The sequence below is a fragment of the Prosthecobacter sp. genome, from assembly GCF_044373815.1.
Classification (GTDB): domain Bacteria; phylum Verrucomicrobiota; class Verrucomicrobiia; order Verrucomicrobiales; family Verrucomicrobiaceae; genus Prosthecobacter.
Genome location: NZ_JBIPNG010000053.1, coordinates 1 through 22543 on the forward strand (window position 1 = coordinate 1; position 22543 = coordinate 22543).

Here is a 22543-nt window from a genome sequence, read left to right on the forward strand (position 1 = left end):
TCTCGCTCTACTGCTTCGGATTGAAGCAGGGGAAGCCACCTTCCTACGATGTGGAACTGTTTGAGTGGCTCATTATCAAGGCCGCCAAAGCGCCCTACTTCGCCCCCAACAAGGTGGAGCCCATCGCCCTGCCATGGGTCGATGATCCCACCAAAGACCCACCTATTTAATCCTCCCCGGATGGCGAAGTTCATTAATTCCTACCTTGATGAGGATCTCATCATCTATCGCGGCCTCCAGCGTGGCGGTGCCATTGGCAAGGGGTATAACATCGAAATGCCGGACACGGAGAACACGGATGCCAGCTGGCTCATGTCTCTGGAAGACAACCTGCGCGTGCTGCTGCGCATGGTCCGCCCGGAGCTGCGCCTGCAAGTCTCATGGAGCGTGGACAGCGACTACCGCAAGGAGCTGGAACGCTACCGCCAGAAGACTGAGGAACTGCCGCAGGACCGGTGGTCCACCCGGCAGCGTGAGGAGCGCTACCAGCGCTACGACAAAAAAATCCGCGAGCACAAGCTGCGCCGCGAGCATCTGCAGTTTTATTTTACCTCCCGCATCCCGGGCAAGTCGATGGGCGGAGGGCGGCAGTATTATGAAGAATTGCTGCAGGCCGCCAAGCGCGAGCAGGGCGAGCTGGAGGAGGCACTGCGCCAGCAGTTTGGCAGCCTCGGTGGCCGGGTGATGCCCATGAATGACATGGAGCACTTTGAGGCCTTCTACCGCTACTTCAATCCGAGCGCGTTTGAAAACGAGGCGCTCAAGCTCGAAGACCTCTACGACCCGAGCAAGACCGTCTGCGACATGTGCTTCAACAGCGAGGCCGCCCCGGTGCGCATGGGGTCCTCCACCTTCAAGATGGACGGCTTCTACCAGGGTATCTGCGTGGTGAAGAGCATGCCGAAGTTCACCTACATCGGGATGATGCGCACGCTCACGCAGCTGGACATCCTGGACTATCAGATCATCACCAACATTGAGGCCGGGGATGTGGAGAAGGACCGCATCGCCACGGAGGGCAAGGTGGCCCGGCTGGAGCGCGGCAAGATCACGCCTTCCCTCGAAGCCACACTGATGAAACTGCGCACCCGTATCCGGCGCCTGAGCACCAATGAAGTGGTGCCCTACCGCATGCACCTCATCGTGCGCGTGTGGGACAAGGACGCGGATGTGTGCTCCAGCAAGCTTTCGGCCATTCGGAATTCCATTCTCAAACTGGGCGGCGCGCAGTCCTATGAGCCCACGCTGCCAACGAGTGTGCGCAACTACTGGCAGCTCTGCATGCCTGGCTGGAGCTGGGCGAATTACAATGACTTCAAGCTGTACGTCGAGGACGTGAACCTCGCGGACATGCTGCCCATTTCCAGCACGCCGACCGGTGACCTCGATGAAGCCGAGGCGATCTACGACGGCCCGCGTGGCGCGCTGGTGGGAACGACGACTTTCGTCGGCAAGGAAGGTGCGATGCGTCCGGAGCATGGCATCATGTTCGGAGCGTCAGGCGCAGGGAAATCGGTCTTCACCATCGACCTTCTCACGCAGACGGCGCCGTATTATGACTTCACGGCGATCGTGGAGGAAGGGCTCTCCTACAACCTTTTCACCCGCCTCTATGGCTGCGAGCCGATCATCGTGCAGCCGAACGGTAATCTGACGTTCAATTACTTCGACACGCGCGGACTGCCGCTGAGCTCCGACCAGCTCGGAGGTGCCACAGCGGTGGCGCATCTCATGGCCGGTCCTCCGCCGGACGTCGACAAAGACCGCATCCGCCAGGCGCTGCTGGCCAAGCAGATCGAGCGTCTTTACATCGACCAGTTTGAAACCTGGGCGAGCCGGAATGCCGAAGGCCGTGCCGAGGCCGCACGCCGTGTGGCGGTGGCTGACGAATGGCGCAAAAAACGCATGCCCAGCGGCACAGTGCTGGCGGATGCGTGGATGGATTTCCGCTCAAGTCTTCACGAAGGAGACACGATGGCGGTCGAGTTTGACCGCATGACGGTGGACCAGGGCCTGCTGGAGGACTTCCTCAACAATCCCGGCAACCAATGGGACCTGATGAGCATGGCCTACACGCTGATGAAGGCGGAGGACATGCCCACGCACAGCCAGTTTGTGGAGCTGCTGAATCTCGAAAGCCGGCAGCGGCGTGCGCACCCGGACATCGGCCTGCTGCGCATGCTGCTGGAGCCGTGGAGCCGCACGGGCCGCTACGGGGCCATTTTGGATGGTGTGAACAATGTCAGTCTGAGCGGCAAAGTGGTCCACTTCGAGCTGTCGTACATTCCTGAGTCTGCCAAGGAGCTGCGCACGGTTGCCGCGTTCCTCATCACCAATGACCTGCGCAAAGAGATCATTAGCCGCCCGCGTTCCACCCGCAAGCGCGTCATCCTTGAGGAGCTTTCCGCCTTCCTCGCGATGCCGGACGGGGACCGCATCACGCGCGAGTACTATGAGCGTATGCGCAAGTATTCCTGCTGGGTGTTCTCGATCATTCAGCAGTTTGGGCGCATCAAGGACCATCCGGTGCGCTCCTCCGTCGTGGGCAACTCGCGTGTCATGTACATGCTCAAGCAGCCCGACCAGCGTGACGTGGAAAGCATGAGCGAAGGCTTCCGCATCCCGTCCATCACCAAGAAGCAGGTGACCAGTTTCCCTGATCCCTCGGAGATGAAATCCGACCCTTACGGCTCCTTTGTGTACTACCACGAGGCCACCGGCCGGCCGCGCATCGCCATCGGCCGCCATATGGCCTCCAAGGAAATGATTCTCGCCTCCGCCACCTCCGGGGAGGCCTTTGAACGCCAGAACGCCGAGCTCAAAAACTACGGCGGCGACGCCTACAAGATGATTCTCAGCCAAGCCAAATCGAAGAAATGAAAACGACCATCCTCATCCTTCTTGTGAGCATGTCCTCGCTGCTCACCGCCTGCTCCAGTGCGAGCGGCGGCGTGAACAAGGGGCTCGTCGGTGCCGCCACCGGTGGCATCCTCGGATCCATCGTGGGCGACCGCCTTCTCAAGAGCAACAACAACAACGGCAGCAGCAGTTCGTCCTCCACGACTGGTGGCACCACGACCACGAGCAGTTCCAGCGGCGGGAGCGGTGGCGGCCTCAGCAGCCATGCCGGTCTTATCTCCGGGGCCGTCGCGGGATATGCCGCCGGTGCCATCTCCGACTCCATGGCTCAGAACGAGGTGAGGCAGAAGTACCTCGACGGTTACAACAAGGGCCGCAGTGACGCCATCAAGGACCTCTACTGGCTCAAGCGCGATGCTGAGCGCCCCGGCAGCAGTGATGGTGTGCAGCGCCGCTATTACGAAGTGCCCGTGCCAGAGCATGTGACCACGGACGGTGTGCTCGTCGAGCCGCGCAAGGTCGTCATCGAGGTTGTTGAATAACCCTTTTCTAAATCCACCCCAACAACGCCATGAAAACATCTGCATGTTTCGCCTTTGGGCTGTTTCTGTTCAGCCACAGCGCCGGTGCCCAGTCGCCGGTGCAGGAAGTCATCGACAACGCGCTCATCCAGCAGACGAACACCAACACGCAGAGCATCATGAGCATGCTGCAGCAGCAGCTTGATGAGGCGCAGAAGCAGTCGCAGTCGCTCACCGATCAGCTGACTCGCATGGGAGACCCCGCCACGGTCAGTCTGCCTTTGCTGGATATCATCAAGCAGGACATCGCCAAATCCGCGCAGGCGGCCGCCAATGGCGTCGCGCGTGAAGACCGCATCCGTGCATCGACGGGCGCGGAAGCCTTTGGCGACAACGCGTACGGACTCGTCGCCGCCGTCAACCCGACGGTCACCTTCAAGGATGGCGAGACTGCCGACCGTGATCCCTCTAAGTACAAAGTTCATGGCGCGCTCAGTAGTGACCTGGAGGCGCTGGCTCAAAAGTCCCGCGAGGCGGATGAGCGGATTACTCAGCTCGAAGAGCAGCGCCCGGCGTTGTTTGATCAGCTCAACTCCGCCTCCGATCTGGCCACCATCTTGAAGCTGCAGACCGCGATCAGCACCATGGATGCCCTGATTGCCAGCGCAAAGTCTGATGTGACGAAGAGCAAGCTGGACTACGACGTGCTGAATGAAAAGCTGAAGCTGCAGTCGCAGGTGGAATCCAAGGCGAAAGCCGAAGAGCGCGATCTGGAGCGCAAGCATACCGCCGAAAAGGCCAAGAGCGGCTCCAGTTCCGGCAGCGGTTCATCTTCCTCCTCCGGCTCGACGACGACCAGCCCCTTCAGCAATCTGGGCTGGGGTAAAAAGTAACAACGGTCCTTCGGATTTTTAACCTCACACGCCGCCATGAACCCACTGAACCTCATGCCCATCCTTGCCGCCGGCCAGGGATTTGCCGGTGCGTTCGGTCTCATGGACACGTTTTACACCGATCTGCAGAACACCTGCGCGGACATCTTTGACGGCCTGCAGATCTTCGCATTCACGCTCGCCTTTCTGGGGCTGCTGATGATCTCCTACAAAGGGATCATGGGAGGCAGCTTCGACGGGGCCTTCGGACAGATCCTGACCATGGGGCTGGTGTGCTCCATCATGCCATTCTTTCCGGAATTCCTGGTGGTGGATGTGCGCACGGCGCTTTCGGACGATCTGCTGTCCTCACTGGGAGTGGACCCCATCGGGTTGTTTGAAAACTTTGGGGACAGTTTTGGCGACATGGACATCGACACAGATGCCAGTGCGCTCGCGCAGCTCATTGTCGATCCGCTCGCGATCATCGACTACATCGCCAACATCATCGCGGCGTTTTGCATGATCGTTATTGGTCTGATCTGCTACGTGGTTTTCTTCTTTGCCTACCAGGTGCAGATCATGGCCTTGTACATCGGCGCGGCGGCATCGCCGATCTTTTTCGGCATGCTCTTGTATGAAGACACCAAGGGGACGGCGCAGACCTATTTCATGGGACTTCTTGGGATCTGTTTCTGGCCGCTGGGCTGGGGGATCGGCCTCATGCTTTCGGACGCCCTGCTGACCATCGGCATTGATATCATCACGCTGATCTGTGCCACGCTGAACATCGCTGGATTTGGCATAGGGATTGAGGTCATCGCCATCTTTGTGCTCGTGGTTGCCGTGGCGATCTGGATCATGTTTGTGATCTTCAAGGCACCGGGCTTGATTCAGAAGGCCATCCTCTCCGGGGCGCAGATTGGCACGGCCTTTGCGGGTCAGGCGGTCAGTGCGGCGATGGGCGGTGTGAGCGCGGGCGGAGCGGTGGCGAGTTCGGTGGTCGGGATGGTTCCTGGCGGCAGCAGCGCATCTTCGGCCATCAGTGGTGCCACGGGCGCGGTCACTGGAGTGGGCAATCAAATAGGAGGCCTGGCAGGAGGAGAATGACATGAAAGGCGTGGCTGACATCTTCATCTCCAAGGAGAAGCTGGCGCTTTTCTGGTTTATGGTGGCCTGCGGCTGCCTCGCAATCACCGGCTGGTATGTGTATGACGTCGCGGTGTCCAGCCGTGGCAGCATGCTCTACGTGCCGATCGAAAAATCGCACGTTTATCTGGATCGTTCAATGCAGCAGCAGGATCTGGATGAGGTGGTGGACTACCATGCGCGGCTGACGCTGGAAACGTTCCTCAACCGAGGACCCAAAGGGGCGCTGACAGGAGAGCGACTTTCCCTGCTCTTCGCCGGTCTTGGGATGGAGGAGGTGGCGAAAGAATTGCAGGACTCGTACTATGACTTTCACACCCGGCATATTCATCAGGTCATGGAAGTGGGGCAGGTGAGTGTGCAGCACTTTCCCAATGGCGACGCTGAAACCGTGGCGCAGGGCCAGCTTGTGCGGGTGAGCCTGGATCCCACCACCAATGAGGCGGTCAATCAATCCTTCTCAATCACGGCACGGCAGACGTGGGAGAGAAATCAAAACCTCCGTGACAGCCGGCGCTTTCCCTTCGTCTGCACGCACATCGAGTACTCCATCACTCCCACCTCCAACATCGAGTAATCCTTCAAACCCATGTCAGCACCGCAAGAGAAAAAGCGCAGCGCCATTGATACCCTGGTCATCAGGGATCGCACCGCCGTGTTTTGGTTTCTCGTGGCCTGCATGGTGGGAGCCGCATGTGCGGGGTACGTCATGCTCATATCCGAGGCGCTGTGGCAGCGCCCCCCATTTGTGGTCATGGACACCGCCGGTGCCTACTACGTGCCGCCTGGAGAAGTTTACATGAAGATGACGCCCATGCACATCCAGATGAGCAACGTGCTGGCGGAGACCCTGCTGGAACGCAACCCGCAGGGGCTGATCCATGAGAACCGCCTCACCAAGCTGTGCTGGGAAAACGAGAAGCACGAGACCCCCGGGCTGGCGGAGATCCGCAAGGAGGTGCAGAAGGAGCAAAAGTACTTCCAGAGCCAGAAGGTGGATCAGACCGCCCTTGTGGAGAAAACGGAGATCTTAGCGGCGACCAACACGCGTGTGAAGACCGTCACCACCGGACTCATCCACCGCCGCAGCTTTTTCAGCGGCAAGGAGAAGCAGGAGACCTACCGCTTCTCGCTCACCGTCCTCTGGCATCAGAACTCGAGAATCATCTCCAACAAAGGCTTCCCCTCCCAGGTGGAGTCCTTGGGAAAACTGACCCTGGAGCCCATCAGCGAATCATGAACTCACGCACTTCCAGCTGGCTTCGGCTTCTTCTCGTTTGCGTCTTTTCGGCGGCCCTCAAGGTGTCCGCCCAAGTGCAGCCCGGACGTGAACTCGTGCGCCTGGATCCCAAGAACCTCGTCCACGACATCTCCATCAACAGCAATGTCGCCACGACCATCACTTTTCCTGAGAAGATCAGCCTGCTCACGGGCTACGGCCTTGTCACCGACCCTGCGCAGGTCAACCAGATGACCGCTACCAAGGTGGGGATCGTGCATTATGAGAATGTAATCGGGGACACGCTCGTCGTCCGCCTCATCAAGCCCGGAGAGCCCTGCCATGCCACGGTGCGCACCACGCGCAACATCTACCTTCTCCGCTTCACTCCTGCGGATGAGGCCAACCTTGCCGTCATCGTCTCCCCTCCGGCACCAACCAACAGCACGGTGGAGGTGACGCAGGACAAGGTGGTGGAGTCCCGCATTCAATACAACGCCGAGGAACTTGTGGGCATGCTCAGCAAGGTGCGCAACCGCAAGGCGCTGGAGCCGCTCAATCCCGGCCTCTTTACGGGCTGGCAGGAGCGCAACGGCCTGATGATGACCTCCACCGCGAAGGACCTCGTCACCACCATTTATGAGATTCAGCGCAGTCCGGCCAAAGACCTCACCGTCTTCCGCTGCTGGCTTACCAACAACGGCGCCAAGGAGTTTGATTTCGATCCCGCCGGCACCAAAATTCGCGTCGGCAGCCGCAGCTATGACTGCCAGCTGGTGGACTGCGCCAACACCGTCGCACCCGGTCAGCGCGTCGCCATGGATGTGGTGCTGCAGGGCGGCCCCGGCGGGAGCCGTGAAGGGCTTTCCATCAATCAGGATTTCCGCATCGAACTGCCGGAACCCGGGCGTCAGCCAGTGCTGCTGCCGCCGCTTTCCAGCGCGGACGCCGCCGAACTCGATGCCGCCGCAGAAGGCAAATAACCTGGAACCTCCCCCACTGCCATGATGCAACAACTCCAAAAACCGGCCGTGCAGATGATGCTGCTCGTCGTGGTGGTCGCCATCGCCGGGGTGGCCTTTTATTTTAGCAAGCAGCCGGCGGCGTCAGTCAACGCCCCGCCGGTGGCCAAGCCCACCAAGGACGGCAAGCCACCAGCCGAGCTCACGCTGGTCGCAGAATCAAAGACGGTGAATCTCGGGGACAAGCGCACGGCCATGATGGGCAGTGACCAGCAGGTGGAGCGCTTCGTCGTTCCTCCCAAGAAGCCCGCGCCGCCCAGCCTGCTTTTGTCCAATTCTTCCGACCAGAAAAAGAAAGCGGACAAGCCGCCGCCCTTTCCCAAGCTGGTGCATGTCAGCAATGCCGTGACGGAGCCTTTTGTGCCTACGACTCCGAAGCTCTTTGCTCCGCGAGGCATCCTCATCAAGGCGGCGCTGGTCATCACTGTGGACTCCTCCTCATTGCAGACTCCGGTGCTCGGCCTGGTCACGGAAGACATTTACTGGAACCGTCAGCTCGTTCTTCCTGCTGGCACGCAGGTGCATGCCAAGGCCAGCAAAGGACGCATCCGTGATCGTATTGAGGTCGCAGGTGGTTTCACCTTCATCTGGGAGGATGGCCGGGAGTACAGCATCGGCGGCGTGGCCCTTGATCACGAACGTCTCAGTGATGACACCTATGCCATCACTGACGGATCTGCCGGCATCAAAGGCGTCATCGTTCAGAACGATCAGTACGCTCAGGTGAAAGTCCTCATCGCTGAAGCGCTGCAGGGCATCATGAACAACAACCGGCAGCAGTTCCAAAGCATCTATGGACTCGTTCCGCAGAACAACACGACCAACGCCGCGCTCGGCGGTGGCGCGCAGGCGGCATCTGCGTACTCCAAGCTCCTGACCACGCAGCTCTCCCAGGATCTTGATTTTGTCCGGGTCGCCGCCGGCACCCAGTTCTACATCTACACCACGGACGTCTTCGAGCCGGAGATGGCCAGCATTGCCGGCTTGAAACAAAAGAACCAGCCCCTCAACAGCTGGCAGCTCGACGAGGAGATGTATGCCAAGGCCCAGGCGGAGAATGCCGCCCAGAGCCAACAGAGCGCCGTGGCGAACGCTGAAGCCGAAAAAAACCGCCAGCAGCAGGCGGCGACTGATCAGATCCAAGAGATGCGCTCTCTCATCTCCAAGCCTTCGGACACTGCTTCAGGCACCACCCCCGTTTCCACAACACCCACTCCCAGCAGCAGCAAACCATGAACCGCAAGCTTCTCGAAGCCAGCCTGCCCTGTGCCGCCTTGATCCTGTGCGCTCTTCTCACAGCGTGCAAATCGAGCAGCGTCAAACTCTCTGATGATCCCCTGGTGCGTCCGGCCGATGATCCTGAACTGGCCTACATCCCCACCTACAGCAGAAACGTGCTGTCCGACTGGCCCAAGGGGCGCTCGCTTGATCCGCATGATGTTTCCCGCGTCCGCCTCGGAGAGCAGGTGCATGCCTACCACCTCGGCCGGCTGCCCAGCAAGGACCGCCGCGAAATGCACGAAGCGCATACCGTGTACCGGCTGGAGCAACCAGCGCGCTGGGACACCCGGCTGCCCGCCACGCCGATGGATTCGCGTGGCGTCGTGCTCGGCATCGTTGATCCCGCACGCAAGGACATGCCGGATGACACCCTGATCAAACAGGAGCGTGAGGCGCTCGCGGCCAAGTCCGTCAGCCTGCGCAAATCCATGTCGGATCTTGATCAATTGCGCTCCCAGCTGATGAAGAAGAAGAGCTCGTTTGAGCAGGCGGAAAAAGACGTGGCCGAGATCAAGGAATACCTCGAAAAAACCCTGCAGGAACGCGCCACTCTCAGCGCGGAGCTCAAGCAGGCGCAGACACGCATCGATGAACTGGAGCAGGCCGAGCGTCTGCGCATCCGCAGCTCCAGCCAGGGACTGTTCCAAAAGAAATAGTGCCATGACGTCCCCTGTTGATTTAGCCCATATCCAGGCACTTCCCGGCTTTCTCGAAGAACGCATCATCGGGCAGGGGCACGTCATTCCCAAGGTGGTGCCCATCGTGCAGAACGGTGAGCTCGGTCTAAGTGATCCCGGGCGACCCAAGGGCACTTTTCTTTTCCTTGGCCCCACCGGTGTCGGCAAAACAGAAACCACCCTGCTGCTGTGTGAACACATCTTTGGTGATGTGCAGAAGCACTGCATCCGCCTCGACATGTCCGAGTATCAGAACCAGGAGTCTCTGCAACTGCTGCTCGGCCAGAATGAAACCAGCCGGGGTAACATCGGCCGCTTCTTTGACCGCGCTGAAGGCCGGGGTTTCATCCTCTTTGACGAAATCGAAAAGGCACACCCGCGTGTGCTGGACATCTTCCTGCAGGTGCTGGACGCAGGACGCATCACCGTCGCCAACGGGGAGACGCTGAATCTCTGCAACTTCTACATCGTGGCCACTTCCAACATCGGAGCGGAAGCGCTGATGGAGCTGAAGAACAGCCCCATCGCCACCGTGGAGCGCTTCATCGAAGATCTGGCTGCGGCGGAGCTTCGGCCTGAAGTGCTGGCGCGTTTCAATGTACGCTGCGTGTTTCAAAAGCTCGGCTACGATTCACAAAAGCGAATCGCCACGATCATGCTGAACAAGGAGCTCAAGCTTCTGAAATCGAAAGGCTACAATCTCACGGCGGGCAAAGGCGTGCTTGAGATCATGGTGGCGAATGGTGTGGAGCCCCGGCTCGGCGTGCGCCGGATGCGCAGCACGGTTGAGACTTTTTGCCGCGAGGCGTTGCGCAACGCCCTGCTCAGCGGCCAGCAAACCAACGGAACCCTTGTCGCCCAGCATGGTCACCTGGTCATCGATACTTGATCACTACCACAGCCACCGGACGGAGGTGCGGCGCTATGCCTTCACCCTGCTGTTCATGGCCGGTGCGCTGTACACCGGGCGCAATGCGGCGGCGGTGGCCGGGTTCCTGGCCCTTCCGGTGCAGTATGCCTACAACCGGTGGGGAGAGCCCTGGCGCAAGCGCGGCGAAGAAATGATGAAATACAAGTCCAGAAAATGAAGCACCTTCTCACGATTTTTTGCGCCCTGATGCTGGCCGGCTGCGCCACACCGCCGCCTGCCTACCTCAATGATGACGATGTGCTGCCTGTGGCCACCAGCGTCCACTTTTGGGTCTATCACGACAAGAAAGGATGGGTGAAGTCCAACATCCACATCACGCGGCTGCCGCGTGAAATGAGCGGCAAGGAGGTGCGCCTCTGGGCCGAAGGCGTGGGCAAACGCGACGCCGGCAAGCTCTGGACTCACTACTACGTCATGGCTGATCTGCCGGAAGGGCACTCACTGGGGCCGGTCCTTGTTTCGCACGTGCACTCTTTTGGCAAGCAGCCGCGCAACGTTGCTCCTTAAAACACTCAATTTTTAACCATATGCCTGAAGAACAAGAAGAAGCTGGAATCGGAGAGTCCCTGGGCCAGGGCGTCGGATCACAAGTGGGTGGTGCCGCTGGAAAAGCGGTGGGTACGGCGGGAGGCAAGGCGGCGGGCAGTGCCGTCGGTGGTGCCATTGGTACCGTCGTGCCTGTCGTCGGCAATGCTGTTGGCTCTGCGGTGGGACAGCAGGTTGGCGGTCAGATTGGCGGCCAGATCGGCAACCAGGTGGGTTCAGAAGTCGGTGGTCAGGTGGGCGGAGCCGTGGGCGGCGCGGCTGACACGGCGGTGGACGGTGCGGTGAGCAGCATTGGTGGAGCCGGTGGAGATTCTGGCGGTCCTGGCAATATCCTCAGCAGCGTGGGCGGCATGGGCGGCGGCGGAGCAGGCGGTGGCCTAGCCAGTCTTGCGGGCGGACTTGGTGGTGGCGGCGGCGGAGGAGGAGGAGGTGGTGGTGGTGATCTTCTTGGCAGCGTCACCAGTTTAGCTGGTGTGGGCGGTGGGGCAGGTGGTGGTATCGCCAGTCTTGCGGGTGGTCCTGGTGGCGGCGGCGGGGGTGCAGGAGGCATGCTCAGCAGTGTCACGAGCCTGGCCGGCGGTGGCGGCGGCGGTGGAGTCGCCAGTGTCATGGGCGGCCTGGGTGGCGGCATCGGCGGCGAGGGTGAGGAGCCCGGCATGGCCGAAGGACTTGGCTCCGGCATCGGCGGGGCTGCTGGCAAAGCCGTGGGTACAGCAGGCGGCAAGGCTGTCGGCGGTGCCATTGGTTCCGCCATTCCGGTGGTGGGCACCGCCATTGGTCAGCAGATTGGAGGTCAGATCGGCGGACAGGTCGGCCAGCAGGTGGGCTCCGAAGTGGGCGGTGCCGTGGGCAAAGGGGTGGACGACGGCGTCAAAACCGTGCGGATGAGCCTGGAGGAGGAAGGTTACAAGATCGGCGGCGGCATGGGGCAGGGACTCGGCATGGGCAAAGGCATGAAGATGTGATTTTTGGCGGTGCCCCCACTATTCTGCGTAATTCTCGGCACACCTGATCCCGGTCCGGCTAATCAGTTTAACCTTTTCTCCCTAGCCCATGCCTGAAGACACCGACAAAAAAGGCGGACCTGTGATTGGCGCGCAACGCCCGACCCCGGCACCCGCACCACAACAGGAACCGAAGCAGCCTGCCCAGCAGGCATGGGTGCCCGCCCAGCCTTCCCAAAAAGCCCAAGCTGCAGATCAACAGCAGCCGCAGGCACCCGCAGAGCAAGCGCAAGGCGCTCCCGCTCCTGCTGTCCAGGGCCCGGGCACCCAAGTTACCTACCTCGGGAGCACGACGGAGGTCGTCGGTAAAAAGCCCCTGACTGCCACCGAGAAACTGCAAGCCGGCATGCAGGGCATCCTTTCTGGCGCGGGTGGCTCCAAGGAAGGGCAGATGATCGGAGAAGCCGTCGGCCAGGGGATCAAAAACCTTTTTGGACAGGGCAAGAAAGACGGCGCTGGAGGCACGCAGGTGGGGCCTGGACGACTCGGCCCTAACGCCACGGAGGCAGCTCAAGCGGGCGGGCCCATCATCGGTGGTCACCGCGAGCAGGGTGCCAAGCAGGAAGGCCAGGAAGCTGGCGGTCTCGATGTGGGCGGCAGTCTTGGTAAAAAAGTCGGCGGCATGCTTGGTTCAGCCGTCCTCGGTGAAAAAGGCAAATCTGTGGGCCAGATGCTCGGCAAGATCGCTGGCAATGCGGCAGGACAGGCGGCCAATATGGCCATCGATCATGCACGCGGCATCGGCGGAAACATTGGCAGTGCCATTGGCGGAGCCATCGCTGGTGAAGAAGGCGCTGCCAAAGGCAAGGAACTGGGCAAAAAAGCCGGCTCTGGTGTCACAAGCGTCCGTGACACACTGGCCGCGCAGGGAGTGGACCTCGGCCCGAAACAGGCGGCTGGCAAACAGGGACACGGCATCAAGTAAGCCATGCCCGCCCCCCCAAAGACCGATGGCAGACCGCGATCTCGACGGAGATGGCGACATCGATCTGGCAGACGATCCTTCACGCGATCTTGACCACTATGGCCGCATCGAGAGTGATGACCGTGAGGAACTGGATATTGACGCGGACAACGACATCGACGCCACCGATCGCACGGTGGCTGCCAAGCAGAGCGTCGGTGCCGCCCTGGGTATGGCGAAGGCCGGGCAAAGCAGGCAACAAGGAGAGTCGCAAGGGCAGTCAACCGCAGGCCCCAAGGCGCGCTGAGCAACTGCTGAGGCGTGGAATGGTCTGGCGGGCTCAGCTTCCGCTGGCCAGCAGAGCTGCCAGCAGAGCTGCCAGCAGTTCGTCCACTTGCATGGTGGCGATCGCGGATGCCTTGTCACTCATGGCGTAGGGCAGGATCAGCTCCCGGCCATGCAGCATGGAGCCGCAGCTGTAGACGACATTCGGGACGTAACCTTCACGTTCATGCCCTTCGGGTGACAGCAGTGGCTCGCGCAGGCGGCCGATGACTTTCGTTGGATCATCAAGATCCAACAATGCCGCGCCGATGCAGTATTTGCGCATGGGGCCGACGCCGTGCGTGATGACGATCCAGCCAGCCGCCGTTTCGATGGGTGAGCCGCAATTGCCAATCTTCACGGACTCCCACATCTCCAAGGGGCGCAGGATGATCTGGGGATTGCTCCAGTGATGCGGGCTGTCGGCGAACATGATGAAGAGGTTCTCGTCATCCTGGCGCGAGAGCATGGCGTAACGACCGCCGATGCGCCGGGGAAACAGGGCCATGCCTTTGTTTTGCACTGCAGTGCCGTTGAGCGTGAGCACACGGAAATGCAGAAAGTCCTGCGTCTCGATGAGCTGCGGCAGGATGGCCCTGCCATTGTAGGCGGTGTAGGTGGCGTAGTACATCACCGAGCCGTCGTCTTCGATGAAGCGGACAAAGCGGGCATCCTCTATACCGTTGGTCTCGTTGGGCGAGACAGGAAAGATGATGCGTTCGCTGAGGGCGAGCTTGGAGGAGAAGTTCAGCTCGTAGTTCGAGTCAGCGAGCCAGCGGAAGCACTCCAGGGCGCGGCGGAGATCGCGGCTGACGGATTTGGATTCACGACGTACACGCTGCACGCTTTCGTCGAGCTCATGCAGGGTGAAGGCTTCAGCCAGCGGGTCCATCACGGCCGAGGCATAGCCGTCCACGAAACCCATTTCCTGGAGTTTGGTGATGAAGCGGGATTTTTTATACGTGGGATTGGGCACCACCTCCGGCAGCGCGACAAAATTTGAGACCGGCTCCACACTGAGGGCACCATCCGGCGCGATGATGCCGGCGCGAAACTCGATGGACGAGATGTGGCCCTCACCCGTGGCGCGCAGGCTCATGATGAAGCGCAGTCCGCCCTCGATCACTCCGCTCTGATCAGGATGAGGCACCATGGAAGGATTGAACAGCGCGGCAGACTCCAGTGCGTATTCGCCGGAGAACAAGGCACCGATGAGAAGCTGGCGGACGCGTGAGAGCGTGGGCTGCGCAGCGATCTGCTCACGCACTTTTTCATAGTGTGTGAGCAGAAGAGACTCGATGTCGAAGTGACGTGAAGCAAACTCGGCGAGGATCGCCTGCAACTGCAGGTCGGCCTCCGCTTCGCTTAGTGCAAGCGCGCGCGTCAGGATGTTGGCACTGATCTGCGGCTTTCCGGGGATGAAGGGGCGAATGATGACGCGACCGCATTCAGGCTGCAAGGTGATGTCATGGCGGCGAATGGTGACTGAACTCATGAGGCGGGTGGCGAGGTGATCAAGTGTTCTGCGCAGTTCATCTCCGCGAGTGCAAGGTGGAAGGCGAGGGTGGACTCGGCGCCCTGGTTTTCATTCACGCGATCGTGGTGCAGTCCATCGCCGCAGCCACCGGTGGTGGAATCGTAGAGCGGCAGGCCGAGGTCATTGCGACCGAGGAACCATTCGAAGGCGCGTTTGGCCTCACGTGACCAGGAGGCATCCTGGGTGGCGCGGTAGGCTTCATTGCACGCGGCGACCATCGCCTGGGCTTCGAGAGGCTGCTGGTCGAAGTCGGCGCGGGCACCATCGCGGTGGTAGAAGCCATTGCTGCCGATTGGGCGGAAACAGCCTGACTGTGTCTTTTGGATGGACACGAGCCAGCGCAGCGACTTGAGGCCGATCTCCATCGCAGCCGGATCTGGCATCCACTGGCCGCTGAGGATAAGCGCCTGGCAGAAGCGTGCATTTTCATACGTCACGCTGTCTTCAAACCAGGGCCAGTGCTCCGTGGCGCAGGCGTTCCATAGTGCGACGAGGCGGCCGGTGAGCGTCACGCGCATGGCGTTGATCGCCGCATTGCTGGGGAAGCGGCGCAGGTATTCGTGAATGCCCAGCAGGGTGAAACTCCAGGCCCGAGGTGAGGTGAAATCCGTCACCGCAGTGAGACCGCGCTCAAACAACTGGGCGGAGAGACGGCTGTGGCCCTCATTGCGCGAGCGCCCCGCTCCATTGCCTGCGGCCCACAGCGCACGCGCGTGGCTGTCTTCGCTGCCGGCGGCTTCGAGCCACTGGCGGCCATGGCTCATGAAATTGCGAAAACGACCGCTCTCATAGTCCAGCGCCGCTGCGAGAAAAGCGAGGTAGCTGGTGGCGAGCCTGCCGAGGTTCTCGGCGGGTGGCTGGCCGCCCAGTTCATCCAGCATGCTGCAGAGGATGAAGGCGCGTGCGTTGTCATCCGTGCAGTAGCCTTCATGGAAGTTCGGCACGTTGAAAATGGCGTGCTGAAAGATGCCGGTGCCATCGCTCATGCGCACGACGTGGTCCAGACGCAGAGGGGGCAGCTCGTAGGGCCTGTTGCCCAAGGTCCAACCTGCGAAGGCCGTGCGCGGTGCCGTTTTGCGGTCTGCCCGCGCATGCTGAAAGGATTCCAGATAACGCTGCGCCACCGCAGGCCAGATCATCGCGCGGCCCATGGCATGGGCTTCATGGCGGATCTTTTCCATGCGTGCGGGATCATCGAGCAGTCCGCAGACGCCTGCTGTGATGGCCGCCGGATTGCGGAACGGCACAAGAACGCCGCGATCATCCGCCAGGAGTTCCTGCGCGTGCCAGTAGGGCGTGGAGACGACGGCTTTCCCGGCGCCAAACACATAGGCCAGCGTGCCGGAGGTCACCTGCGCTTCATTCAGATACGGCGTGAGATAGATGTCCGTGGCACCGATGAATTCCTTGAGATCGTCCAGTGAGACGAAGCGATTGTAAAAGATGACATGCTCTTTCACTCCGCGTTCTTCGGCGAGGCGTTCGAGGCTCAGGCGGTAGCGTTCGCCCTCATGCGCGATGAGTTGCGGATGCGTGGCTCCAAGAATGAGGTACACGACGTTTGGGTGCTGCCGCACGATTTCCGGCAGTGCTTCGATCACATGCTCGATGCCTTTGCCCGGCCCGAGCAGGCCAAAGGTGAGCAGCACCTTGCGGCCTTCGACGCCAAACTGCTCCTTGTAGCAGCTTGAGTCCATGAACGGCATGTCGGGGATGCCATGCGCAATGATGTCGATCTTTGAATCCGGCACGCGATACGTCTCGCGCAGAATTTCCGCGCCTTTGTGAGCCATGACCACCACGCGGTCGCTGTGACGCACGAGTTCATCCATCACCTTGCGCTGTGCGGCGTTTGGCTCGCGCAGGACGGTGTGCAGCGTGGTGACCACCGGCATGCGCACTTCTTTGAGCAGCGCGAGCAGATGACTGCCCGCCTGGCCGCCATAGATGCCGAATTCATGCTGCACGCATAGAACGTCCGCGTTGCTGAAATTCAAAAAGTCCGCCGCACGCCGGTAGGAGTCGAGATCCTTCTCCAGCAGCTCAAAGCGCACACGCTGAGGGTAATCGTAGCCTTCTACACGGTCATTGACGGCTCCGACAAAACAATCTGTGGAGGGTGACGCAGACGCGACGGCTTCACTCAGATCATGGGTGAAGGTCGCGATGCCGCAGAGCCGTGGTAGATAATCGCCGAGAAAGGCGATGCGCTGCGGCGAAATGGAAGTGCTCAGGATAAACCTCTCAATGGCTGCGTCATTCTGCAGCAGACAGCGTGGGCCGCTGATAAGCAACCCGGCTTTGTATAAATCAGGCTGAGCATCATTTGCCGATGAGGATCAGGACACCGGCAACGAGCGCCAAGATGGGCACCAGAACGTTGAGCTGTCCGAGGTTGATGCCGAAGACACCGCTAAGTCCGACAAGGAGGAGATAGATGGCAAGCGCGAGCATGCCGTAGTTTTTGGTGATGGTCATGGTCGTTGGGTATTCAGCTTTTGCGGCCTTGCAGCAGCAGCACGACGCCGCCAATGAGCGCAACGGCTCCGACGATGGGTGGCAGAGGAATGGTGTGCTGTTTTTCCGCCGTCACCTGAATGGGGCCGAGATCGATGGCCTTCTCCGTGGTGGTGTAGGTGAAGCTTTGGTAGGCGAAGGCAGCAACGCCGAGAATGATGAGCAGAATGCCGAAGATGGCGGGTGTTTTCATAAAATGGACTGTGACTTAGAGGACGCGGCGGCCTTGGATGAGGCGCAGGAGGATGAAGATGACGGCGATCACGAGCAGGATGTGAATGAAGCCGCCGATAGTGGTGCTGGTCACGAGGCCGAGCAGCCAGAGGACGATGAGGATGATGGCGATGGTGGTAAGCATGAGATGTGTGTCTTTCTTTGTTGATGGAGAATCTGCCGGTCAGAGCGTTTTGGTGCCGACCTGCCGCAGCTTCAGGGAGGGTTTAGTTTTTTGCGGTGCCAGCTTCGACGACCATGTTGTTGACGACGCTTTTCACGCCGTGGATGTCGGTGACGAGCTTGGTGACGAGGTCAATTTCAGCGGTGTTTTTGGCGAATCCGCCCACCATGACCACGCCGTCGGTGGTGGCGACGAGGGTTCTGAAGGCGCTCGTGGAGCGGTGCGTGAGCAGTGCCATCCGCACCTGGGCGTTGATGGATGCATCATCAATGATCTCCTCAAGAGTCGGTGCCTGCGGCTTGCTCGTGACGGTCATCTGATTCTTCACTTCTTTGACGCCTTCGACATCCTGGGCGTATTCGGTGGTCAGGTCTTTCTGAGCCTGGCTGGTGGCGTCTCCGGTGAGTGTCACCACGCCCTCCCTCAACTCCACCTGGGTGTTGTAGGAGCTGACGCTGCGATGAAAGGCGAGCGCGCTTTTCACCTTCAAGTAGAGCCAGGTGTCGGAACTGGCCGGCGGACTTTCTTTGACTTCAATCTGGTTGGTCACGCTCTTGACGCCCGGCAGACCGGTCACGGTGTCCTGGGCGAGCTGCTTGTGCGAATCGTCATGGACGATGCCGGTCAAGGTCACGACGCCCTCTTTGGACTCAGTCTTGATCGCGTCATCCTTGAGGAAGTTTTTGTAAACGTAGGAGTTTTTAGCGGCGACTTCAATCTGGGCATCTATTTCGGACGCGTGCAGCGGTGCATAAGCAAACAGCGCAAAGCAAAGTGCCAATGCAGGGGGGGCGAAAGGTTTCATAGAATGCATGTTAAGGCATATGCTGAATGGGCGCGATGGGGTATTACCCTACCTCCTACCTGATTCCGGTTGCTCATTGGCCATCTCGAACGAAGTGGCAGCATGATACTCGACGCCACCTGCAAGCTAGACTACCAGCTCATGGCAGAGGTTCCCGCCATTTTCATGCTGCGTCCGCGCAGCGGCTGGGCGCAGTGGATCATGCGCGAGGAGTTTCAAATCAGCCCGCAGGTGCCGGTGGTCGAGTTCACGGATGTGTATGGCAATCTCTGCCAGAGAACCGTCATGCCTCCGGGGAATTTTCATGTTTCCGTGCAGTATCGCGTCCAGGTGGAGGATCGGGTGGATGAAGATATTTATGCGCCGCTGATGCTGGTGCAAAACCTCCCGCCTGACATTCTTCACTACCTGCTGCCCAGCCGTTACTGCCAGTCTGACGAGCTGTCGGTGCTGGCCACATCGATCATCGGCAATCTGCCGCCGAATTACCAGTGCGTGGCGGCGATCCGCACCTGGGTGCATCAGAACATTCACAATGAATATGGCTCCAGCAACAGCTTCACGACAGCGCTGGAAACTTTGAACACACGCCGGGGCGTCTGCCGTGACTTTGCGCACCTTGGCATTGCGCTGTGCCGAGCCATCAATGTGCCGGCGCGCATGGTGGTGGGTTTCCTGCATCAGCTTTATCCGATGGATCTGCATGCCTGGTTTGAGGCCTACATCGGTGGCCGCTGGTTCACCTTTGACGCCACGGAAAATGTGACCCGTGGCAACCGCATCGTCGTCGCCTATGGTCGCGATGCCGCCGACGTGGCGCTGGCCACGATGTTTGGCAATTTCACGATGCAGAACATGCAGGTCACTGTGACCGAGCATCGTCCGCAGTTTCAGTCATAAAAAAGCGTTGCTGCCGACCGGTATGGTCTGGCAGCAACGCCACTGGTTCAGGCTGATTAGGGGGGATTAAGCGGAAAGAGCGGCGCGGTATTCTTTGATGGCTGCTTCCACTGCCTCACGGCTCTGGCCGGTGCGTTTCTGAATGCGGCCCAGCAGTTCATCCTGCCTGCCTTCGATGAGCTGGAGGTCGTCATCGGTGAGCGTTGCCCATTTCTGTTTGAGGTTGCCTTTGATGATGTTCCAGTCGCCTTTGATTTCGAGTGTTGTCATAGGACTGACTCTACGGCGCTGCGGTTGCAGAAGCGATGGGGTGTAACCCTACTGCAAGGTAGCGAGGCAAAAAAGCGGCCTGACTTGCGTCAGGCCGCCTGCGTGAATGCATGTGCAGAGCGCGTTTCAGCGCGGCGTCTTATTGCAGACCCAGCGTGCGGAGCAGAATGGCGGTGAGGCCGTTAGAGACGGGCATCCCTTGGGCCCGCTGGTAGCTGTTTAGGGCGCGGTGCGACTGTGGACCGAACTGGCCATCCAATGGCCCTTGATAGTAGCCCAGGCGAGCGAGTGCCTGCTGAACCCGATAGTCATCGGAGTTCATGCGGTAGGCATCCTGATTGCGAAACTGCTGTGGGATAGCGCCGTAGTTGGGATAGTAGCTGACGCCAGGACGCGCATAGTAGTACGGCATGTTCGGCGGCCCATAGTAGTAGCCCTGGCCTGCATGACCGTTGCCTTTGTTCAGTTTGAACTTCGTGCTTGGATGCGCGTGATACGCCTGCTGGTCATGATCGTTGTGTGGATTGCCATGAGGCTGCTCACGGCCCATGTTGCCGTGGTTGCCTTTGCCATTGGACTGTCCTTTGCCGTTGTTCCCTTTCCCGCCCTTGTCTTTGGCCTGGGTGGCAGGGGCAAGTGACAGCAGGCCGAAGACCGCGAGCGCCGCAGCTCCGAGGATGGGTTTGAAGTTCACAAAAGTTGTTTTCATGAGGTGTGTGCGAAAGGATTTAGTGGAACAGATTTTTGAACTTGCGGCTGAGCTTGCCGAATGAGCGGGCAAGATGAAGCTCATCAAGGCTGTCCACTCCTTTGCCTACTGCCTGTGCGCTTTGCTGAGCCAGGCTGGCAAGGCGCTCCTGAATGTCTTCCAGCAAATGCACTGCACGACTTCTCGGCGTAGCCGGAGTCAGCGCGCGTGCGATGAGGACGGCGGCAATACCGAGGCCAGCGGCCAGCAGAATGGTGCTGCCCGGATTCTGACGTGCGCAGTTTTCAAGCTGGGTGGCGGACTTGGTCATTGCAGACGGGATGTGAATGTCAGCAGGAATATCAGTGGGTGTGTTCATGAGCGGTCTGTGGTGGAAGAGTTCTTGCAGCAGAGTTCCATGGCTTTGGTGACACCCAGCGACAGCAGGACGGGACGCACGAGCAATGCTCCGACAACGGCTGCTGTGCCAGCGACCCAGCGGGTGGGGAGCAGGTTGATGAGCAGCCCCGCACCGGCGGCGGCGGCCATTGCCTGGCCGGGTTCACGTCGTGCGAAGGTTTTGAGTTCAGCCAGTGAGCGCCGGAGGCAGGACTCAGCGGGCTGGCAGGGGTGTTCGTGGTTCATAGGGGCAGAGTAGAAGGTCCGCTCTTCTGCCACCATGGGGTGTAACCCCACCTTGCTGAAGTGTGTCGGGTTTCACCCCATGGCGAAAGAGCGAGCATCCGGCGAGACATGGGATCGTTAAACGAAACCAAACCCACATCCAAAAATCTCATGAAGAATCCATTGTTCCTATTGTCCGCTCTCTGCCTTGTGCAGTTTCCCCTGTACGCCCAGGTCACCGTGGTCGCTCCGACTGCCCCGGCGGCTGGTGTCGTTGTGGTTGCCCCGGCCACCGTAGTGGTGCGCCCGCTGGACTCCACCGTCGTGCGCCGCCAGTTGTCCACGGCACCGAAGGTGGTGATCGTGACGCAGACTCCGCAGCCCGAAGTGCAGACCACCAAGACGACCACGGTCGTTGAAACACCAGGCCAGCCACGTCGGGTGTATAATTCAGAACGGAATGTGGTGATCGTGGAAGACCAGGGACAAAGCCGCGAAATGCCCTTTGTGACGCTCCCGGTGCTCTTTGAGAAGGGCACGGCGAAACTGCTTGATGAAGAATCGAAAGTCGCGCTGCAGCAGGTTGCGGATGTGATTCTGGCCGTCAGCAAGACGGAGCCCGGCTCCATCTATGACATCGAAGGCCACACGAGCACCGATGGCACGAACGAAGACAACATGGCGCTTTCAGCCGCCCGTGCCCAGAGCGTGTATGATGTGCTCACCCAAGCCTACGGCATACCTGCCTCCTCTCTCAGCGCCCATGGCTATGGCGAAATCTTCCCCATGTTTCCCCAGGGCAATGAGGAACAAATGCAGCAGGACCGCCGCGTGCTGGTGGTGCGTACGAAATAAAGCTCACCGATCAAACTCGCACTGACTCCCTTGATCCCGTGCCGTTCCTGGCGCGGGATTTTTTTTGCCCTCTTTCGAATTCGGGTTTCACCCCATGGCGAAGCCGAGACGTGCGCGATTAGCTGTTATCCATGAAAACACTCTACATCGCCATTCTACTCTCGTCCGTTTCTTTGGTCTCCTGCACCAACGGACCCAACGCCCGCAACGGTACTGTCATCGGTGCCCTCGGTGGTGCTGCCGTCGGCGGTCTGGCTTCCAGAAGTCTCGGCGGGGCCGCCGTGGGTGCTGGTGTCGGCGCACTGGCAGGGAACTACATCGGTGGCCGTCGTGACCGCCGCTACTATTAACCTGTCCACCTTCGCCGCCTCACCCACATGAGCTACCAGGCCAGCATCCATCATCTCACTACCGGGCGATTCCTGATGGAATGCCTGGTCGAAGGCCACGATTTGCGAGAGGCGGAAAACGAGGCCATAGCCAAGGCGGCGCTCAAATCACGGGCGCTGCCGCGTGAGATGGACGTGCGGCATCTGCATCAGTGCATGGAACGCCGGAATCCTGCTGCCGAGCAGCATGCCTGAAACCTCCTTGTTCATGGTGCTCTCTTTGTTTTCGGCATGATCTGGCAGACACCGCCA

The 22543-nt window shown here is 60.0% G+C and carries 28 protein-coding genes; 18 read left to right on the top strand and 10 right to left on the bottom strand.

Translation table 11 applies throughout. The features are described 5' to 3' along the window. Nucleotides 1-180 precede the first annotated feature (180 nt). The 15 genes from ACIREA_RS06905 to ACIREA_RS06975 all read left to right on the top strand — a co-directional run bounded on the left by ACIREA_RS06905 (nucleotide 181) and on the right by ACIREA_RS06975 (nucleotide 13292). Entirely contained in the window at nucleotides 181-2880 is a 2700-nt protein-coding gene (locus tag ACIREA_RS06905) for a hypothetical protein (RefSeq protein ID WP_397381531.1), read from the top strand. Next, on the top strand, nucleotides 2877-3401 hold the full coding sequence (locus tag ACIREA_RS06910; protein WP_397381532.1) for a hypothetical protein: 525 nt from the start codon (nucleotides 2877-2879) through the stop codon (nucleotides 3399-3401). Before ACIREA_RS06905 ends, ACIREA_RS06910 begins: the two co-directional genes overlap by 4 nt. 29 nt (nucleotides 3402-3430) lie before the next feature. Continuing rightward, nucleotides 3431-4273, top strand: coding sequence for a hypothetical protein (locus ACIREA_RS06915; RefSeq protein WP_397381533.1), 843 nt, complete (start codon nucleotides 3431-3433; stop codon nucleotides 4271-4273). Between the two features lie 36 nt (nucleotides 4274-4309). Then, on the top strand, nucleotides 4310-5362 hold the full coding sequence (locus ACIREA_RS06920; protein ID WP_397381534.1) for a hypothetical protein: 1053 nt from the start codon (nucleotides 4310-4312) through the stop codon (nucleotides 5360-5362). 10 nt (nucleotides 5363-5372) lie between these two features. Beyond that, nucleotides 5373-5978 carry a hypothetical protein gene (locus tag ACIREA_RS06925; protein ID WP_397381535.1) on the top strand — a complete coding sequence of 202 codons (606 nt, stop codon included), beginning with the start codon at nucleotides 5373-5375 and terminating at the stop codon, nucleotides 5976-5978. Nucleotides 5979-5990: 12 nt separating this feature from the next. Continuing rightward, the gene (locus ACIREA_RS06930) at nucleotides 5991-6641 is read left to right on the top strand and encodes a hypothetical protein (protein WP_397381536.1); all 651 of its coding nucleotides are present in this window, start codon (nucleotides 5991-5993) and stop codon (nucleotides 6639-6641) included. Then, nucleotides 6638-7603, top strand: coding sequence for a hypothetical protein (locus ACIREA_RS06935; RefSeq protein WP_397381537.1), 966 nt, complete (start codon nucleotides 6638-6640; stop codon nucleotides 7601-7603). The genes ACIREA_RS06930 and ACIREA_RS06935 overlap by 4 nt, the downstream gene beginning before the upstream one ends. 21 nt (nucleotides 7604-7624) lie before the next feature. Then, nucleotides 7625-8878, top strand: coding sequence for a TrbI/VirB10 family protein (locus tag ACIREA_RS06940; protein WP_397381538.1), 1254 nt, complete (start codon nucleotides 7625-7627; stop codon nucleotides 8876-8878). After that, nucleotides 8875-9579, top strand: coding sequence for a hypothetical protein (locus ACIREA_RS06945; RefSeq protein WP_397381539.1), 705 nt, complete (start codon nucleotides 8875-8877; stop codon nucleotides 9577-9579). The genes ACIREA_RS06940 and ACIREA_RS06945 overlap by 4 nt, the downstream gene beginning before the upstream one ends. Nucleotides 9580-9583: 4 nt before the next feature. Next, nucleotides 9584-10489, top strand: coding sequence for an AAA family ATPase (locus tag ACIREA_RS06950; RefSeq protein WP_397381540.1), 906 nt, complete (start codon nucleotides 9584-9586; stop codon nucleotides 10487-10489). Then, nucleotides 10464-10688 carry a hypothetical protein gene (locus ACIREA_RS06955; RefSeq protein ID WP_397381541.1) on the top strand — a complete coding sequence of 75 codons (225 nt, stop codon included), beginning with the start codon at nucleotides 10464-10466 and terminating at the stop codon, nucleotides 10686-10688. The genes ACIREA_RS06950 and ACIREA_RS06955 overlap by 26 nt, the downstream gene beginning before the upstream one ends. Beyond that, nucleotides 10685-11038 carry a hypothetical protein gene (locus tag ACIREA_RS06960; protein WP_397381542.1) on the top strand — a complete coding sequence of 118 codons (354 nt, stop codon included), beginning with the start codon at nucleotides 10685-10687 and terminating at the stop codon, nucleotides 11036-11038. The genes ACIREA_RS06955 and ACIREA_RS06960 overlap by 4 nt, the downstream gene beginning before the upstream one ends. A gap of 20 nt (nucleotides 11039-11058) precedes the next feature. Beyond that, nucleotides 11059-12042, top strand: coding sequence for a hypothetical protein (locus tag ACIREA_RS06965; protein WP_397381543.1), 984 nt, complete (start codon nucleotides 11059-11061; stop codon nucleotides 12040-12042). Nucleotides 12043-12130: 88 nt separating this feature from the next. Continuing rightward, on the top strand, nucleotides 12131-13006 hold the full coding sequence (locus ACIREA_RS06970) for a hypothetical protein (protein ID WP_397381544.1): 876 nt from the start codon (nucleotides 12131-12133) through the stop codon (nucleotides 13004-13006). A 25-nt stretch (nucleotides 13007-13031) separates the two neighbouring features. Next, the gene (locus tag ACIREA_RS06975) at nucleotides 13032-13292 is read left to right on the top strand and encodes a hypothetical protein (RefSeq protein WP_397381545.1); all 261 of its coding nucleotides are present in this window, start codon (nucleotides 13032-13034) and stop codon (nucleotides 13290-13292) included. Nucleotides 13293-13325: 33 nt separating this feature from the next. Here ACIREA_RS06975 and ACIREA_RS06980 read toward each other — a convergent pair whose 3' ends face one another. The 6 genes from ACIREA_RS06980 to ACIREA_RS07005 form a co-directional block, all read right to left on the bottom strand. Next, nucleotides 13326-14804: a glycoside hydrolase family 130 protein gene (locus ACIREA_RS06980; RefSeq protein ID WP_397381546.1), complete on the bottom strand. Its 1479-nt coding sequence runs from the start codon at nucleotides 14802-14804 to the stop codon at nucleotides 13326-13328. After that, on the bottom strand, nucleotides 14801-17080 hold the full coding sequence (locus ACIREA_RS06985) for a glycosyltransferase family 4 protein (RefSeq protein ID WP_397381558.1): 2280 nt from the start codon (nucleotides 17078-17080) through the stop codon (nucleotides 14801-14803). Before ACIREA_RS06985 ends, ACIREA_RS06980 begins: the two co-directional genes overlap by 4 nt. Before the next feature lie 88 nt (nucleotides 17081-17168). Then, nucleotides 17169-17324, bottom strand: a complete 156-nt coding sequence (locus tag ACIREA_RS06990) for a hypothetical protein (RefSeq protein WP_397381547.1) — start codon at nucleotides 17322-17324, stop codon at nucleotides 17169-17171. Nucleotides 17325-17337: 13 nt separating this feature from the next. Beyond that, on the bottom strand, nucleotides 17338-17556 hold the full coding sequence (locus tag ACIREA_RS06995; RefSeq protein ID WP_397381548.1) for a DUF3185 domain-containing protein: 219 nt from the start codon (nucleotides 17554-17556) through the stop codon (nucleotides 17338-17340). Nucleotides 17557-17571: 15 nt separating this feature from the next. Continuing rightward, the gene (locus ACIREA_RS07000; RefSeq protein WP_397381549.1) at nucleotides 17572-17721 is read right to left on the bottom strand and encodes a lmo0937 family membrane protein; all 150 of its coding nucleotides are present in this window, start codon (nucleotides 17719-17721) and stop codon (nucleotides 17572-17574) included. 82 nt (nucleotides 17722-17803) lie between these two features. Continuing rightward, nucleotides 17804-18565 carry a BON domain-containing protein gene (locus ACIREA_RS07005; protein ID WP_397381550.1) on the bottom strand — a complete coding sequence of 254 codons (762 nt, stop codon included), beginning with the start codon at nucleotides 18563-18565 and terminating at the stop codon, nucleotides 17804-17806. A 102-nt stretch (nucleotides 18566-18667) separates the two neighbouring features. Between ACIREA_RS07005 and ACIREA_RS07010 the strand changes: the two genes are divergently transcribed. Next, nucleotides 18668-19465, top strand: a complete 798-nt coding sequence (locus tag ACIREA_RS07010) for a transglutaminase family protein (RefSeq protein WP_397381551.1) — start codon at nucleotides 18668-18670, stop codon at nucleotides 19463-19465. Nucleotides 19466-19531: 66 nt separating this feature from the next. Here ACIREA_RS07010 and ACIREA_RS07015 read toward each other — a convergent pair whose 3' ends face one another. The 4 genes from ACIREA_RS07015 to ACIREA_RS07030 all read right to left on the bottom strand — a co-directional run bounded on the left by ACIREA_RS07015 (nucleotide 19532) and on the right by ACIREA_RS07030 (nucleotide 21068). Further along, on the bottom strand, nucleotides 19532-19735 hold the full coding sequence (locus ACIREA_RS07015; RefSeq protein ID WP_397381552.1) for a CsbD family protein: 204 nt from the start codon (nucleotides 19733-19735) through the stop codon (nucleotides 19532-19534). Between the two features lie 139 nt (nucleotides 19736-19874). Then, entirely contained in the window at nucleotides 19875-20444 is a 570-nt protein-coding gene (locus ACIREA_RS07020) for a peptidoglycan-binding protein (protein WP_397381553.1), read from the bottom strand. Between the two features lie 19 nt (nucleotides 20445-20463). After that, nucleotides 20464-20802 (bottom strand): hypothetical protein, encoded by a 339-nt coding sequence (locus tag ACIREA_RS07025; protein ID WP_397381554.1) that lies wholly within the window; start codon nucleotides 20800-20802, stop codon nucleotides 20464-20466. Then, the gene (locus ACIREA_RS07030; protein ID WP_397381555.1) at nucleotides 20799-21068 is read right to left on the bottom strand and encodes a hypothetical protein; all 270 of its coding nucleotides are present in this window, start codon (nucleotides 21066-21068) and stop codon (nucleotides 20799-20801) included. The genes ACIREA_RS07025 and ACIREA_RS07030 overlap by 4 nt, the downstream gene beginning before the upstream one ends. Before the next feature lie 189 nt (nucleotides 21069-21257). Here ACIREA_RS07030 and ACIREA_RS07035 point away from each other — a divergent pair, with 189 nt between their 5' ends. Together ACIREA_RS07035 and ACIREA_RS07040 are read left to right on the top strand one after the other, a co-directional pair. Next, nucleotides 21258-21902: an OmpA family protein gene (locus tag ACIREA_RS07035; protein WP_397381556.1), complete on the top strand. Its 645-nt coding sequence runs from the start codon at nucleotides 21258-21260 to the stop codon at nucleotides 21900-21902. Nucleotides 21903-22033: 131 nt separating this feature from the next. Continuing rightward, a complete protein-coding gene (locus ACIREA_RS07040; protein ID WP_397381557.1) occupies nucleotides 22034-22252 on the top strand; it encodes a glycine zipper domain-containing protein in 219 nt (72 codons plus the stop codon). Nucleotides 22253-22543: the final 291 nt, after the last annotated feature.